16 protein-coding genes are annotated in these 15,139 nt (G+C 38.2%); 5 read left to right on the plus strand and 11 right to left on the minus strand.

The genetic code is table 11. The annotated features are described in order from the left end of the window. Window positions 1–4: 4 nt before the first annotated feature. The 5 genes from DIZ80_06960 to DIZ80_06980 all read right to left on the minus strand — a co-directional run bounded on the left by DIZ80_06960 (window position 5) and on the right by DIZ80_06980 (window position 3,634). Window positions 5–859: a hypothetical protein gene (locus DIZ80_06960; GenBank protein ID RDH83868.1), complete on the minus strand. Its 855-nt coding sequence runs from the start codon at window positions 857–859 to the stop codon at window positions 5–7. 16 nt (window positions 860–875) lie between these two features. Continuing rightward, window positions 876–1,232 carry a hypothetical protein gene (locus DIZ80_06965; protein RDH83869.1) on the minus strand — a complete coding sequence of 119 codons (357 nt, stop codon included), beginning with the start codon at window positions 1,230–1,232 and terminating at the stop codon, window positions 876–878. Beyond that, window positions 1,201–1,917, minus strand: a complete 717-nt coding sequence (locus tag DIZ80_06970) for a transposase (protein ID RDH83870.1) — start codon at window positions 1,915–1,917, stop codon at window positions 1,201–1,203. Before DIZ80_06970 ends, DIZ80_06965 begins: the two co-directional genes overlap by 32 nt. A gap of 98 nt (window positions 1,918–2,015) precedes the next feature. Continuing rightward, window positions 2,016–2,825 (minus strand): hypothetical protein, encoded by an 810-nt coding sequence (locus tag DIZ80_06975; GenBank protein RDH83871.1) that lies wholly within the window; start codon window positions 2,823–2,825, stop codon window positions 2,016–2,018. Between the two features lie 365 nt (window positions 2,826–3,190). After that, window positions 3,191–3,634: a hypothetical protein gene (locus DIZ80_06980; protein RDH83872.1), complete on the minus strand. Its 444-nt coding sequence runs from the start codon at window positions 3,632–3,634 to the stop codon at window positions 3,191–3,193. Window positions 3,635–3,925: 291 nt separating this feature from the next. On the opposite strand from DIZ80_06980, the gene DIZ80_06985 reads away from it, so the two are divergent. After that, window positions 3,926–4,747 (plus strand): hypothetical protein, encoded by an 822-nt coding sequence (locus DIZ80_06985; protein ID RDH83873.1) that lies wholly within the window; start codon window positions 3,926–3,928, stop codon window positions 4,745–4,747. On the opposite strand, the gene DIZ80_06990 is transcribed toward DIZ80_06985, so the two are convergent. The 3 genes from DIZ80_06990 to DIZ80_07000 form a co-directional block, all read right to left on the minus strand. Further along, window positions 4,744–6,117, minus strand: a complete 1,374-nt coding sequence (locus DIZ80_06990; GenBank protein RDH83874.1) for a hypothetical protein — start codon at window positions 6,115–6,117, stop codon at window positions 4,744–4,746. The two genes, DIZ80_06985 and DIZ80_06990, sit on opposite strands and share 4 nt — an antisense overlap. A gap of 82 nt (window positions 6,118–6,199) precedes the next feature. Next, window positions 6,200–6,442: a hypothetical protein gene (locus DIZ80_06995; GenBank protein RDH83875.1), complete on the minus strand. Its 243-nt coding sequence runs from the start codon at window positions 6,440–6,442 to the stop codon at window positions 6,200–6,202. Between the two features lie 215 nt (window positions 6,443–6,657). Then, window positions 6,658–7,677, minus strand: coding sequence for an adenylate/guanylate cyclase domain-containing protein (locus DIZ80_07000; protein RDH83876.1), 1,020 nt, complete (start codon window positions 7,675–7,677; stop codon window positions 6,658–6,660). Between DIZ80_07000 and DIZ80_07005 the strand changes: the two genes are divergently transcribed. The 4 genes from DIZ80_07005 (at window position 7,667) to DIZ80_07020 (ending at window position 11,764) form a co-directional block, all read left to right on the plus strand. Next, entirely contained in the window at window positions 7,667–8,353 is a 687-nt protein-coding gene (locus DIZ80_07005) for a uracil-DNA glycosylase (protein RDH83877.1), read from the plus strand. The two genes, DIZ80_07000 and DIZ80_07005, sit on opposite strands and share 11 nt — an antisense overlap. A gap of 376 nt (window positions 8,354–8,729) precedes the next feature. Continuing rightward, the gene (locus tag DIZ80_07010; protein RDH83878.1) at window positions 8,730–10,814 is read left to right on the plus strand and encodes an elongation factor G; all 2,085 of its coding nucleotides are present in this window, start codon (window positions 8,730–8,732) and stop codon (window positions 10,812–10,814) included. A gap of 182 nt (window positions 10,815–10,996) precedes the next feature. Further along, entirely contained in the window at window positions 10,997–11,212 is a 216-nt protein-coding gene (locus tag DIZ80_07015) for a hypothetical protein (GenBank protein ID RDH83879.1), read from the plus strand. Window positions 11,213–11,257: 45 nt separating this feature from the next. After that, window positions 11,258–11,764: a hypothetical protein gene (locus tag DIZ80_07020; GenBank protein RDH83880.1), complete on the plus strand. Its 507-nt coding sequence runs from the start codon at window positions 11,258–11,260 to the stop codon at window positions 11,762–11,764. Window positions 11,765–11,868: 104 nt separating this feature from the next. Here the strand turns inward: DIZ80_07020 and DIZ80_07025 are convergent, their stop codons facing one another. The 3 genes from DIZ80_07025 to DIZ80_07035 form a co-directional block, all read right to left on the minus strand. After that, window positions 11,869–13,893, minus strand: a complete 2,025-nt coding sequence (locus DIZ80_07025) for a hypothetical protein (protein RDH83881.1) — start codon at window positions 13,891–13,893, stop codon at window positions 11,869–11,871. Between the two features lie 217 nt (window positions 13,894–14,110). Next, complete coding sequence (locus DIZ80_07030) at window positions 14,111–14,824, minus strand: 2-C-methyl-D-erythritol 4-phosphate cytidylyltransferase (protein RDH83882.1); 714 nt, start codon at window positions 14,822–14,824, stop codon at window positions 14,111–14,113. A gap of 12 nt (window positions 14,825–14,836) precedes the next feature. After that, the gene (locus tag DIZ80_07035) at window positions 14,837–15,115 is read right to left on the minus strand and encodes a cell division protein FtsB (GenBank protein RDH83883.1); all 279 of its coding nucleotides are present in this window, start codon (window positions 15,113–15,115) and stop codon (window positions 14,837–14,839) included. Window positions 15,116–15,139 lie beyond the last annotated feature (24 nt).

The raw sequence follows: 15,139 nt of genomic DNA on the forward strand, positions 1-15,139 counted from the left end.
TAGCTTAATCTAGTTGCTTAACTTCATTATTGTGTTTTAAATCGGACCACTTCAATGGTAAAAATTCACTAACTAATGACGTATCATGCAAACCTTCTAAGGCTTTTGTTTTTTGTGCAGTAGCATCAGGGGACAGATCGATATCAATACTATCAATGATATTATTCATTAATTCATGCATTGTTGAGCGGCTTACACGTTTATCCAGTTCTTCTTGAGAAGCAGCTAAAATCTGACTGGGAACAAACTGAACACAAGCCATGACCTTGTCTGAAATTGGAAAAAAAACAAAATGCTGGATAGTATCTCTTATAACTTCCGTATCTGGTTCAACCTGTAATTTTACCGCAACGACAGGTAAGCTATTTAAAGGTCTCCAGTTAACAGGCGCTATATATTCATGTCGTCCATTCATTAAATCGTTTGCGTAAGTTGAAAAATTACTGGTCAAATAATCTCCAATTACTTTTTCAAATGCCCGTGGATGAAATAAAGAATAATCATTATTTTCTTTATTAATTGATTTAACGAGACTAAAAGACATTCTTAATTCTGCAAGAACACCTGTAAACCATGGACCATAAAAAGCCCACGTGTTATAAAATAAATCAAAATGCTCCCACGAAATATTATTTACAACACATTCATCTTGAAATTCACGAAACACCATTTCGTCCATTTTATAAGAATTTGATGGCAAAATTTGCTTGTGATTAGAACGTCGAGGTCGATGCTTAGGCGCCTTAAATTTAATACTGGTTCCATCAATATCACAAGATATTGTTTCTGCATCAGAAAATTCAGGCCCTTTCGGTGTAACCAAACCTTTAGACTTACGTAACTTATAACGAACATGCATAATTAATACTTTTAGTTTAGTTGTATTGCTTACCCTTGAGACTTTTTGCACCTGACGTCACAGCACCTGCCACACCAACAATACCTGACACTGTAACGGTAGCACCTGATAATGCAAATGCAGTACCTGCTGTTGATATACCAAAACCAGTCGTTTTAAGAGCACCTGTCACCCCGACATCAGAAACAATAATATTCCCTAATATTTCCTTATGATGTAATCCGGATTTCATACAATCTCCATTTGGTGTTAAACCTAGCTTTTGACCCAACTCTAATGCATATTTAGGCTTAGACGTTGGTCCATAAATTAGTGCCAGAGCACAATTAACTCTAATATACTCAATAGTTAACGATATAAACACCACGCTCATCTTCAACTTTGGGTCGCCCTACTTTTCCTTTTCTTGTTTGTCGCAGGGTAATTTCATCAATTCTATCTTTGAAATATGAACGACCTAATACCAGTTCGTGGTTTAACGAACTTCTAATATCATCTATCACATCCTCATCGATATGCTGTTTAAATAAATCTCGGTAAGACTTCAACCTTAATTTTTCATTGCTATTAAGACTTAGATAAACAGGGTGTTTTTCTTTAACAGCGTTTTTTATACCTTGTGCATTAACTGCGTAACTAGACCAGGGATACTCTGCGGGATGTTTTACCATATTGGCTCGAACGGGGTTTAATTCTATATAGCGCATGCAGGTAAATAAATATGCATCACTATCAACCAGACTGGATTTAAAACGACCTTCCCATAATGATCCTGTTCGGTTATGTTTTTTATTAAAGAACCTGACATACTGACTACCTAAAGACTGCATCATTTCAGAAACAGAATGCTCATCCATTGGTGTTACTAATAAATGAACATGATTCGTCATTAAAACATAAGCATGAATTTTACAGTCAAATTTTACTGCCGTTTTTTCTAAAATATTGAGGTAGCGAGAATAATCGTCCCGTTGATAAAAACAGGGCTCACGATTATTACCACGTTGAATTACATGTTGAGGAATTCCTATTAAATTAAATCTTTTCTTTCTTGCCATAACACACATCCATGTGGTTATTTCGATTTTAGTATATTAGAAACAATTGTGCTCTGGCACCAATTTATGTGGCCAATTTATTTTGGCACCAATTTATTTTAGGGCTCAAAAACCATTGATGCACTACCACTGTAACTACCATTTGAATAAGACATCAAAAGACCAATATCTGCCGCTGTCAATGTAGTTGTGAAACCAGTATAAGTTCCATTTACATTAGAATCTGTACAACTATTAAAAACCACATTAACACTATAAATATTCACACCAGAGATAGGAGATATAGAGCTAGCTACATCCATAACACAACCAGCTAAAACCGGCGTAGTACTATTAAAAGTATTTTCTCTAGATAGAGCCCCTGCACCGCTAATAATGGTATTAAAACCTTCGGTTGATGCCCCATTAATTGGTCCACGCCATTCCTTCGCTACACGAGTCAGCTCTGAATCAGCATTATTCAAACCATACGTTAATGAAAAGGTACCACTACCAGCCCCTGCACCCGTTAATGTACCTGTTATAGATGATTCTGAAGTTATTGTACCTGCTACTGTTGTTGTACCTGCCAATAAGACCCCATCTTTATAGACATTAACTGTTCCAGTAAAGTCACTACCTGTAACATTTGTTATAGTGCCGTCATACAATAGAACATTATCAACACTCATAAACATGAAACGATTTCCACTAACCATCCCTTGTAAATCAGCAATGGCTAAATCGGTCAGATCATCGGCTTCCTTAACAGATGCGGAACCAGTGAAATACCCATCAGGATTTTCATCTGCAACAGAAGAGCTACTACTAGAACAGCCCTGAATAATAAAGATCGATAAAAACGCCGCGAATACAGCTGAAAATAAAAATAAGCTATTGTTTTTATAACCATTAACCATATGTTTCATAAATTCATTCCCTTAAAAATAATTTAATATTTAGACAAATAAGCGCACAATTATACAGATTAAGCCCATAGCAGGCTAACGCAGGTCTTTAAATCACGTGATTTAACTCACAGATAGTGTATAGATTTGTGCAACTATTCAGAGATATACAAGTGAGTAGAGGTTTTAACGGAAGTAATCAGAGCAAGGTGTTATTTGCTTACACCTGAATAACAGCTTCGTACATTAATGCTTCTGTACGCCTTATGAATGGTAATGATTGTGCAATTATGAAAATCAGAATTAACGATTAAAGGGGCGGCAATACCCCACCCCTTTAATTATTATGTGTTGAGTTAACCACCTGATATAAAATTAAAACATATTCAGGCAATCACCTCTCTCAAACTAAAATATGTACTCACCTCATTTCGATCATATTGATAAAAATAACAGGTACCAACACTGACTTTTACGGACACACCACTGGCCTGCTTAATTGTCATTTCATATTCACTAATTTGCTGCTCAGATTCTATGTTCTGGTTAATTGCACATTCTGTACAGCATTTTTGTGCACACCGGTCTTCACCTCCGCACAACAGATCGGAACAATGCTTTCCTTTAATGTTGATATTTTTCGGCAAGCCCAACAATTCATTACAGTGTTTATTTAAATAACCGATATTACCGTCTGCATTTACACCAAAGACGGCGTCATCACTGTCATCAAATATTGACTTAATGGTTTGTTTAACGGGTTTCGCTGTTTTAAAATTTTCTTCTTTATAATCGTAATCAATTTGCTTTGCGCTACATTTAGTAGTCATATTTTTATAAGCCCTTGTTTTGTCACTCCTTAGAATTGAATCTCCCTGTGGCTGTATTTATACCAATGACTTAAGCGTTTCTCTGTAACATAGATCACATTAAACTATTATTTTTTAAGAATTTTCTCTGTCTAATCAACAACCTACCCGAACGAAGCATTCAACTCAACAACATTAGGATTCTCTGATGAAATAGCTATAACACACCTACACCACTCACTTTGATATAAACTATCGAACTAAAGGCTGTCTTTTACAGTTGAGCTATAATTATTTAACACTTTCAACATCATGCTATCTATCATGTCGATTTTTAAGAATGTAAGCGTCACATCACTCCGTTTAATCATACTGTGTTTATTTTTTAACCAGTCAAGCTATGCAGCAACTCACCTGACCTTCTGCATGGATGAAAAAGATGTCTTCCCATGGAGCCTGCCCTCCACTCAGGACGGGCTTAATCTGGTTTTACTCAATATGGTAGACAAGGAGCTTGCAGACATTCATATTAACTATATTTCTATGCCATGGAATGACTGTTTTATACAATTAAAACACAATAAAGTGGATGGTGTTTTTCAGGCCAGTTATGTAGAAAGCAGAAAAAAATTTGGTGCTTACTCTAAAGATGAGAACACCGAAGACAGTAAAAATGCGTTACATATAGATTCATATTCACTCTATACACTAAAAGACTCATCAGTTAATTATGACGGCAAGACAATTACTGGCCTTAATAAAAAACCCATTGCAACGAATAAAGGTTATTCCATTTTTGAAGATCTGCAATCAAAAAAGCTTCCTGTTTATGGACACAACTCCTCAACAATTAAACAATTTAGAATAATGATGAATGGAAAATTTTCTGCCGTTGCATCATTAACATTTGACGGTGATTACTTATTAAATCAACCTGAGTTTTCAGATAAAATTATCAAAATAAAACCCGCATTGTCTAATAAACATTATTATTTAATGCTTTCTAACCAGCTTGTCGATAAACAACCGGAACTGGCGGATAAAATATGGAATGAAATACAACGCATTAGAGCTTCACAGGAATACCAGAATGAAATGACTGGCTGGTGGATTAAAAACAGATTAAAACATTAATTAATCTGTTTTATTTTTTCTCTCACTTTATTGACGATTGTTATTAAATTATTTTTATTTTTTTCCGGCAATGTTTTTAACGCTGACACCCTGTCTACATAATCTTCTGTTACCTGCAAACTGGACTGGATAATTTCATGTAACTGCCCCGCCGATATATTTAAGTGCCTGGCCAGTCGTTGAACTGCCTGAATTAAATTAACCGGCTCATCACTATCATTCAGAAGCTGGCCATAATCACCAAATGGCATCACCGATAACATATCGTGTATTGCATATGCCCGCATCGGTGTTGGGTCATAAACGGGTGTGAATGCTGCCTCACCCTGATTGAGTAATACCGAAAGATTTTCTAAATGCAAATCACCGTTACCGGTTAATAGCGATAGTACCAGACGTTTCATCAGGTGCTGCTTACCTTCTTTACGTTGGCTTATGATATCCATTGGGCTTTTATCTATCGCCGTGCCAATGGCATCATAACTGTAACTATAATGATGCGTGATATCGGCATCACCTGTTGCCAGAACAGAATACAGAGTTTCCATAAATACCGGTGTATTCGCCACATCCCGATCAAATCTCTCTACCGCTAAAACCGGTATACCACGCATATCGGATAACCAGTATCTGGGCACTTCAAAACCAGCTTCTTTATGCACATCCAGTGCTAGCGCCTCTAGTTCATTTATACCCGGGTATGCGGTATTTTGCTCAAACTTCACCACCACATCTGTCATTTGTGGTGCCAGACCTCGGCTCGGCAAACCAATTCGATTATCCCAGCCGGTTTCCGGAATGCTGAGTAATATTTTCGGAATCGCTCCACCCACACTTGGCGTTGGACCAATAATATTTATTAACTCACTGGCATCCTGATCTAACCAGCTAAGCATTTCTTTTAATGAAAACCCCAGATCTTCAGATATCTGAAACAACTCTGCTGCCGGTGGTGTTGCATACCATTGCAGGGCTTTTTCATCATTTTCAAATACGTCTAAATGCCCTATTGCACCGTGTCCGCTAATTTTTAATATTTCCCAGTCTGCTTCCAGCCCGCTAGAAGGCTGTATGCCTTTTTTAGCCAGGTACGTTAACACCAGTTTGCGCTGAAAATTATGTTCACCTTTTGGTGGCACCAGAGACTGTATAGGGGGTAGAAAATCGAAGAATTCTATTCTAGGGCGAATGATCGTGCTTTCCTGCACGATTTCAGGTGCATACAACAAACCCAGACCCGGCTGTTGTAATGAAAGATAATCTAGTTCATAGGTAAAGCGGCAGTCTGATTCAGTTAAATACAGTCGCCCCATCTTTACCGGTTTACCGGTTTGGCGAGTCCACACAACAGCCTGTCTATCGCGCTGCATTGTTACACCTAACTTTAATAACGAAAGACCCTGTCGTTATACTTTCATTCATACTTGAATAAATATTCATTATTCAGGCGCTTTATTTAAACAGCGAACCACTGTTAATTTTTTGCATGACAGGCTCATCAGGGCCAAGACACAACTTCAAACCAACTATATTAGCCAGATTCTGTAAGCTTGAAAGGTGCATATCCCCTGCTTTTTTAGCCCTGGAAAGCGTTTCTGCAGAAAGCCCCGCTCGTTCAGCCAGATCTTTCTGATTAAGCCCTTTACGTTTAGCTAACTCGAGTATTTGTGTAAGCAATTGAGTGGTGATACTCATTATGTTGACCTTAATATCAATAAGTTACTAAATATTAGTATTAATTGATATATATGTCAATTATATAAATTGACACTAAAATCAATAATATTTAAATATATCAATAAATTGATCTTAAAATCAATTATTAAAGCAATTTATACAATTTACAGCTCTAACATTAAAGAATAGAAAATCAGCCTTACAGAAAAGAAGACCAAAAGAAAGCGAGCCCATTAAAGCTGAAAACGCAATAAATAATCACTATTGATATTGAGATCTTCACCAAAACTAATAACACCTTTACCCTGTAGAACCACCTCTTCTCTACGTAAAAATATAGTTTTGCCACCCTGCATTTGTAAATAGGTACCATTGGTGCTTTCATCTATCAGCACATATTTACCTCGTCGACACTCTATCTTTGCATGCACGCGTGAAGCTAACGACGAAGCAATCATCTGACTGCATTGAATGTCGCGCCCAAAAGTATAAACATCATCTTTGGGTGTTAACTCATGTTTTTTATACTGATAATAAAGACTTAAAGACTGGTCACCCGTAAGTGCCACCTTATTAGTAATAATAGTCGACATGCGAGTTACGTCATTTGGCTCCCACATCACCTCAATGATAGAGACAGGCTCAACCTTACCTTTAACATGAGTACGATCTATTTCGCGACATTTGGCAATGAGTTCTGAGGATTTGAGCTGCTGCTTTATAAACTCGGTTGTTATTATTTGTCGGGCTTTTGCAATACCCGCCATTCTGGCCGCCAGATTAACAGCATCTCCAAAGATATCACCATCCTCCTGCAATAAAGCGGGGCCCCAGTTAATACCAATTCGAAAGATAAGACCAACTCCGTTTTGAACAGGCTGAACCTGCATCATTTCATGTAATTCACAGGCACACAGCACGGCAGAGTCTGCGTTAGAAAAACGACACATTATTTCATCGCCGATATGCTTTACGATAACACCCTTATTAGTTTTAATTAAACTCGCCGCAATATTGATAGCACCATTAATCATTTCATTTGCAACGTGGTCACCCAGTCGTTCATATAAACGCGTGCTACCGACAACATCTGCAAACATAACAGCAAAATTCTGTTGTGTTTTATCCATGTAATTTAAAGCCTGTGGTAAGTTCAAAATTGGCAGCGATGTTAAAACACCTGACCGAAACAACCGCTTAATATAGTATAGAAAAAATTTAGCATTAATCAGGTAAATATTTATGAATTGCAAAAACCTAATGCCTGCTCTGGATAATAGCTGGAAGAACTGCCTGAGCAAAGCATTAGACAACGATAACTCATCAGGGCTTAACGCTTTTTTACAATCTGAAATTGATAATGGCATCAATATCCTGCCACCACAGGAGCTCTGGTTTAACGCATTAAACAGCACACCTCTGAATAAAGTAAAGGTAGTCATACTGGGCCAGGACCCTTACCCGACACCAGGACATGCTCATGGCCTGTGCTTTTCAGTTAAACCCGACGTTAAACCAATACCCAAGTCACTTAACAATATCTACAAAGAGCTGAAAGATGATCTGGGCATTATGAATGAGAACGGTAATTTACAAAACTGGGCAAATCAGGGTGTGTTATTGCTAAATAGCGTGCTAACGGTACAAAGCGGCCAGGCTAACGCCCATCAAGGTAAAGGCTGGGAGAAGTTTACAGATGAGATAGTATCAATGATTAATGAGCTTGATCACCCGGTTGCTTTTGTTCTCTGGGGGGCTTATGCGCAAAAGAAAGGCAAAGTAATAGATGAAAGCAGACATCTGGTTATTCGCTCGCCTCATCCATCCCCCCTTTCTTCCTATCGGGGTTTTTTTGGCAGCAAACCCTTTTCACAGATTAATAATTTCTTAACAGAACACGGACAGACTGAAATTGACTGGGCTGTTTGATTAATTCCGGGCACCCCATCGCCACTAAAGCTAACTCCTACAGCAATCTCTCGTATGAGTTAGCTTTAGCTGACGATGAGTAAAACAGAGAGCTAATAGCCCGCCAATTAACGCTTCATACGTCATTTTAAGAGTAAACAGGAATAGTTTAAACTTTCTCTTATATACACCTATGTTTTACCCCCCTTTTTTAGTATAATCCGCGCCTTCGTTTTAAACAGATTTAGTGCAGCTTGCACAGACCTTTGTTTAAGCGTGCTACAAAACCTTAAGAAAGTTAAGTAACACGCTGATTAATAAAGACTTTCAAGCGCACCCGATTGAGCAATACGGCTTCAATCAACAACTAATAATTTAACTTTTTAAGAGTAAGAACATGACAGATCTATCTCGTTACAGAAATATCGGCATATTCGCCCACGTAGACGCGGGTAAAACCACCACTACAGAACGTATTCTGAAACTAACTGGTAAAATTCATAAAACCGGTGAAGTTCATGATGGCGAATCGACAACTGACTTTATGGAGCAGGAAGCTGAGCGCGGTATTACTATCCAGTCAGCTGCAACGACCTGTTTCTGGGATGATCACCAGTTCAACATCATTGATACACCGGGACACGTTGACTTCACAATCGAAGTTTACCGTTCACTTAAAGTATTAGACGGTGGTGTTGGTGTTTTCTGTGCATCTGGTGGTGTTGAGCCTCAGTCTGAAACTAACTGGCGCTATGCTAATGAATCAGCTGTTGCACGTGTTATCTTCATCAACAAGATGGACCGTATCGGTGCTGACTTCTACCGCGTTGTTAAGCAAATCGAAGATGTTCTTGCTGCTACGCCTTTAGTTATGGTTCTGCCAATTGGTGCAGAAGACCAACTAAAAGGTATTGTTGACCTTATTACCCGTAAAGCATGGGTATGGGACGACTCAGGCTTACCTGAAAACTACACATTAGAAGACGTACCAGCTGATATGGTTGATGACGTTGAAGAATGGCGTGAAAAACTAATCGAAACTGCTGTTGAGCAAGACGATGATCTAATGGAAAAATACCTGGAAGGTGAAGAGCCTTCTGAAGAAGACCTTAAACGTTGCATCCGTAAGGGTACAATTGCACTGGACTTCTTCCCTACTTACACGGGTTCTGCGTTTAAGAATAAGGGTGTTCAGCCAATGCTTAACGCTGTTGTTGATTACCTGCCTTGCCCAACTGATGTGCCACCTCAGCCAGAAGTTAATGAAGAAGGCGAAGAAACAGGTGAATTTGCGATTGTAGATCCAACACTTCCAGTACGTTCATTAGCGTTCAAGATTATGGATGACCGTTTTGGCGCTTTAACATTCGTACGTATCTACTCTGGTACGGTTAACAAGGGTGATACGTTAATTAACACCTTTACAGGCAAGAAAGAGCGTATCGGCCGTATGGTAATGATGCACGCTGACAAAGCTGAAGAAATCAGCAGCTGTCAGGCGGGTGACATTGTTGCATTCGTTGGTTTAAAGAATGTTCAAACTGGTCACACACTTGCAGACGAGAAAAACCCTGCAACATTAGAACCTATGGTTTTCCCTGATCCCGTTATTTCTATCGCGATCTCACCTAATGATAAAGGTGGTTCTGAGAAGATGGGCTTAGCTCTATCTAAGATGGTTCAGGAAGATCCTTCATTCTATGTGAATACTGATGAAGAATCTGGTGAGACAATTTTACGTGGCATGGGTGAGCTTCACCTTGATATCAAGATCGATATCCTTAAGCGTACTCATGGTGTAGACGTTACAGTTGGTAAGCCACAAGTTGCATACCGCGAAACAATTACACAGAAAATCGAAGACAGCTACACACATAAGAAGCAATCTGGTGGTTCTGGTCAGTTTGGTAAGATCGATTACATTATCGAGCCAGGTGAGCCAAATTCAGGTTTTGAATTTGAATCAAAAGTAACCGGTGGTAATGTACCTCGTGAATTCTGGCCTGCAGTTCAAAAAGGCTTTGGCTCAATGATGGATAAAGGCGTTTTAGCTGAATACCCATTACTAGACGTTAAATTCACTCTTATGGACGGTGCTTTCCACGCGGTTGACTCCTCTGCTGTTGCATTTGAAATCGCAGCTAAAGGCGCTTACCGTCAGTCAATTTCAAAGGCTGGCCCTCAGTTAATTGAGCCAATCATGAAAGTTGACGTTTTTACACCAGAAGATCATGTAGGTGATGTTATTGGTGACTTAAACCGTCGTCGTGCAATGATTCAGGGACAGGAAGCTGGCCCAACTGGTGTACGCATTAAAGCCGATGCTCCACTAAGCGAAATGTTTGGTTACATCGGTGATTTACGTACAATGACTTCAGGTCGCGGTCAGTTCTCTATGGAGTTCTCACACTACAACCCTTGTCCGAAGAATGTTGCGGAAGAAGTTATTAAAGAAGCTCAAGAGCGTAAAGCTAACAAGTAATCAATATCTAAACGATTACTCGAAAGGCGTCCCCTGTGGACGCCTTTTTTATGCGCACTCAAAAGTATAACATCCCCTTCAAACTATCAGACCGATAGTACTTGACTAAATTAGTCAGGAATTATATAAATAAATATCTACCGTATAAAGATCTTACCCCCTAGCCAATTAAGGAGATCGACATGCATATTCGCGTTACTACCGACCCTATAACATTAAACGATATTCAGAATCTGTCTGGCCACCCCTGCCACTATGAAGGCGACGGCGTTAATGGTCTTGAAATCTATTTTGAAAACCAGAAAAATATGGATGAGTTTTTAAAATGGGAAAATGAAGATGATCATAAAATAACGCTGGTTGGTAACAACAGTGATGATTATGTCGCTGAAGGTTAATTAAAAAGATAAATCTTTTTCTAAAATGATTTAAAGGAGCTCACTATGTTCCGTCGACTCAATTTTTTATTACCTAATGCTAAACTTGCACAAAAAGTAGTTAATGAACTTAGCAGGCTAGGTGTCAACGAAAAAAACATACACACCTATACAGAACACAATCTTCCAACCGGTTCGTTAAATCTTGCCACCGAAAATCAGGCGAATAATGAAGCGCAATTAATTGAAGATATTTTCTGGAAAGGAAACTTAACTTTATTTTTTGTTTTTCTAACCATATGCATTATTGCATTAAGCACACAACAATACTTTCTCTCATTAATGTCACTTGGCGTAATGATTCTGAGTTTTGCTGTAGGTAATTTTTTTGTAAAACATATTCCACACACTCATCTCGGTGAATTTAAACATGCAGTTAATCATAACGAGTTATTAATGATGGTAGATGTACCAGATGAGAACGTCGGATTTATAGAAAACACAATTCACCGCCACCATCCTGCAGCTATAGAAGGCGGAAGCTCCTGGACCTTAAAAGGAATAGACATTTAAAAAAGGGGACGGCGGGATTAAATATACATCGTCATCATCCTGCAGCAATTGAGGGCGGTAGCTTCTGTACTTTAAAAAATTGATATCTAGAGAAAAATCGTTTTTTAAAACCCCCAAACCAGGCCAGTCAGTAATTCTATTCCACGATTGTCTGTACCTTCGATCAACGAATTACTTGTACTGGGCGTCTGATATTCTTCATTAAGCAGATTTTTTGCCTGTAAAAAAACATATAAATCATGTGTGATATTGTAGTTAATTTTAGCATCTAAAAGCCAATAATCATTAATTGCTAAAGGCGTGTTATTACTATCACCTCCGGTAAGCGTTGTACGATTATCCAGATAACTACTTATTAAATTGATATTATATTTTCCTTTCTGATAATTTAACATTAATGCCCCCATCTGGTTTGCTTCACGGAATGACAAATCTGGAATATCATTTAAATAAGTATAGTTAGCCCGTAATAACCAGTTGCGATTAAACTCATGAGATATTTCAAACTCAACCCCCCTGGAAGGATCCTGATCGGTATTTTCAAATTGAAAAACACCACCAAGATCAACTTGAACTATTGAATCTTTAAAATTATTTTGAAAATACCCTAATGAAAAACTTGTATAATCCCACTGTCCCATCCAGATAAGATCAAAACTTTTAACCGATTCAGACTTAAGATCAGGGTTACCTATTAAAACAGGATTATTTAATAAATTTAATTCATTTTCACTAGGCGCACGAAATGCCTCACCGTAAAGTGCTTTTAGACTATGGTGACGATTAATCGTATGAACAAAAGCAATACGAGGACTAAACTCACTATCAAGATGTGAAAACTCATCATAGCGCAAGCCCAACGTAAGCCGCGTATTATCAAAAATGCGTTGCTGATATTGCACATACATACCTAAAATATCACGACTGGATTTTGCCTGTACCGGAGTTGTCGCAAGAAGCTCACCATAATAACGAATAGGCAGGTTTCCATTACTAAAATCAGCCAAATCATAATTATTACTGACTATTGTTTCGGGTATATCAAAATGGCGTAAATCAATCCCATACTGTAAACTACTATCTGTATTGATCTGCCAGTCACTATGCCAAAGCAAACTGCTTTCGCTTACATCATCAAACTCCCCAATTGCAAGCAAAGCATCACTACTCGCACCGCCACTTAAAAATAAAGGGACACTCCCCTCTGGAGTTAACTGTCCAGCTGTCAACCATCTGGAAGCGCTATAACTAAGCCTCACATAAGATTCAACTGATCGATAATTAAACTCATGTTTTAAAGCAATAGAGCTAACTTCAGCTTCGTGACCGTTAAAACCATTAGAAATATTATTCTGCTCATAAAAATCTTTAGATTTACTCTGATTATGTAGAATCTGTAACTGCGTAGACTGCCAGTTAAGTTTAATATCAAGATCAGCAAGTTCTCGCTGATCCTGAGTTTCAACCAGGTTAGCACTAAATGTATCCTGAAGGAGATAATCATCTCCTTTATCTTCATCAAAATGAACAAATACATCTACACTAAAATCTTGCGTTTTTTGTGTAGCCAGTAAATACACTTTCTTACGATTAAAACTACCATAAGCAACACTCACTTCATTTACATTACTACGGGTAATTATATTAATGACACCCACCATAGCATTTGAACCATAAATAGCCGAACCAGGGCCACGAATAAACTCTATCCGTTCTATATTTACTAGTGAAATCTTAGGAATCGAATCTGATGCACCACCCGATCGTGGCTCATTAACTCTTTGCCCATCGACCAACACCAATATTTCATTTATTACAGACCCCATACTACTGCCTCTTACAGGAGTAGGATAATTCAAAGGGTGAGCTGTCATTCTAAATGACTGGTAACCTGGAACTAGAGCAACTAACTCATCCAGACTATCAAGCCCCATACGACTTATCTGCCGATGAGTAAAAACTGTAACCGCGGAAGGAACGTCAACTAGTTTCTCTGCTGTAAGTGTTGAGCCTGTAATATCTACCTGTAAAAGCTCTGTTAACGACATAGAAAGAAGATCTTCTAACTGATAGTCAGCTAAAAGCGTAGAACTAGTGAATACAGAAATCCCGATCAGGATAGACCTCATAAAGAAATCACATATTATTTTGAATTAAAAAGAAACTATAGCAGTTAATCTGCGTTTTTTACTAATTTCAGATACAAGGTCATTTTTGAGCTATTTTATAATTAAAATAATTATGCACAGACTTAATAATAAACAAGGACAAACTATGTTAATAAAATAACTAATAGCGTTAATGCTAAAATCATTATTATTCATACTTAACAATTACACTTATAAATTAATCTGACTGATTCTGTAGAAAAAGCTCAGCCAGCTTAAGATCAAAAGCACGGGTAATTTTAATATTATCTTCGTGCGCCTCTACAAGTTGTGGGTGATATCCAGCGAGCTCCATTGCAGATGCATCATCTGTTACTGATAACTTTTTCTGCTGCGCACCTGTAAGTGCATTCATCAACAACTTAAGGTCAAACATTTGAGGCGTAAGAGCATGCCACAAACCTTCACGCTCTACTGTTACTTCAACCTGAGAACACTCATTATTTGAAGAACGTTTCATCGTATCTCGAACCGGCAAAGCAAGTAAGCCACCATCATCTTTTGAGCTGGCCGTTTCAATTAAATGCTGAATATCTTCAGGTCGAACACAGGGCCGAGCGGCATCGTGCACAAGCACCCAGATATTTTTAGTTAGATCTGTATTTGCGTTTAATAATGAAAGTGCATTTAAAACAGAGTCACAACGCTCTTTACCACCTCTGGCAATTAACAAAGGTTTGTCGGTTGTATACTCAAGCTCAGGCCAGTATTCATCACCTTCACTTATAGATAAAACAACACCCGTTATTTCATCAAGCGAAAGCAATCGATCAAGCGTATGCTCTATAACGGTTTTATTGTGTAAAGGTAAATACTGTTTTGGCCGATCGGCCTGCATGCGTTTGCCCACACCTGCTGCGGGAATAACTGCCCAGAACTGTTTATTTAACATTAGAGAATATTCTCATTCCGATGAATGAATAATTTGATAAAACGTTTCGTCTTTTCTTATCATACCCATTTCACTTCGGGCACGCTCTTCAATGGCATCCAGCCCTTTCTTTAAATCTTCAACTTCAGCAGCTAGCGAAGCATTGCGCTCTTCCAGCTTTTTTTTCTGTATCTGCTGTATCTCTACTTCTTTTTCAAGCCTTAATATTCCTGGAATGCCACCATCACCTACCCAGAGTTTATACTGCAGCAGCAGAAACAAAACTATAAGTAGTGAAAGCAACCATTTCAATAGAAATATCTCTTAAGCTATCAT

It is taken from the genome of endosymbiont of Galathealinum brachiosum (assembly GCA_003349885.1).
In the GTDB taxonomy this organism is placed as follows: domain Bacteria; phylum Pseudomonadota; class Gammaproteobacteria; order SZUA-229; family SZUA-229; genus SZUA-229.

What these genes read in the sequence shown, in the direction of transcription:
- DIZ80_07005 (RDH83877.1), top strand. Translation starts at nt 7,667, where the DNA reads ATGAATTGCAAAAACCTAATGCCTGCTCTGGATAATAGCTGGAAGAAC.
- DIZ80_06975 (RDH83871.1), bottom strand. Translation starts at nt 2,825, where the DNA reads ATGAAACATATGGTTAATGGTTATAAAAACAATAGCTTATTTTTATTT.
- DIZ80_06985 (RDH83873.1), top strand. Translation starts at nt 3,926, where the DNA reads ATGCTATCTATCATGTCGATTTTTAAGAATGTAAGCGTCACATCACTC.
- DIZ80_06980 (RDH83872.1), bottom strand. Translation starts at nt 3,634, where the DNA reads ATGACTACTAAATGTAGCGCAAAGCAAATTGATTACGATTATAAAGAA.
- DIZ80_07020 (RDH83880.1), top strand. Translation starts at nt 11,258, where the DNA reads ATGTTCCGTCGACTCAATTTTTTATTACCTAATGCTAAACTTGCACAA.
- DIZ80_07025 (RDH83881.1), bottom strand. Translation starts at nt 13,893, where the DNA reads ATGAGGTCTATCCTGATCGGGATTTCTGTATTCACTAGTTCTACGCTT.
- DIZ80_07015 (RDH83879.1), top strand. Translation starts at nt 10,997, where the DNA reads ATGCATATTCGCGTTACTACCGACCCTATAACATTAAACGATATTCAG.
- DIZ80_07030 (RDH83882.1), bottom strand. Translation starts at nt 14,824, where the DNA reads ATGTTAAATAAACAGTTCTGGGCAGTTATTCCCGCAGCAGGTGTGGGC.
- DIZ80_06965 (RDH83869.1), bottom strand. Translation starts at nt 1,232, where the DNA reads ATGAGCGTGGTGTTTATATCGTTAACTATTGAGTATATTAGAGTTAAT.
- DIZ80_06970 (RDH83870.1), bottom strand. Translation starts at nt 1,917, where the DNA reads ATGGCAAGAAAGAAAAGATTTAATTTAATAGGAATTCCTCAACATGTA.
- DIZ80_06960 (RDH83868.1), bottom strand. Translation starts at nt 859, where the DNA reads ATGCATGTTCGTTATAAGTTACGTAAGTCTAAAGGTTTGGTTACACCG.
- DIZ80_06990 (RDH83874.1), bottom strand. Translation starts at nt 6,117, where the DNA reads ATGCAGCGCGATAGACAGGCTGTTGTGTGGACTCGCCAAACCGGTAAA.
- DIZ80_07010 (RDH83878.1), top strand. Translation starts at nt 8,730, where the DNA reads ATGACAGATCTATCTCGTTACAGAAATATCGGCATATTCGCCCACGTA.
- DIZ80_06995 (RDH83875.1), bottom strand. Translation starts at nt 6,442, where the DNA reads ATGAGTATCACCACTCAATTGCTTACACAAATACTCGAGTTAGCTAAA.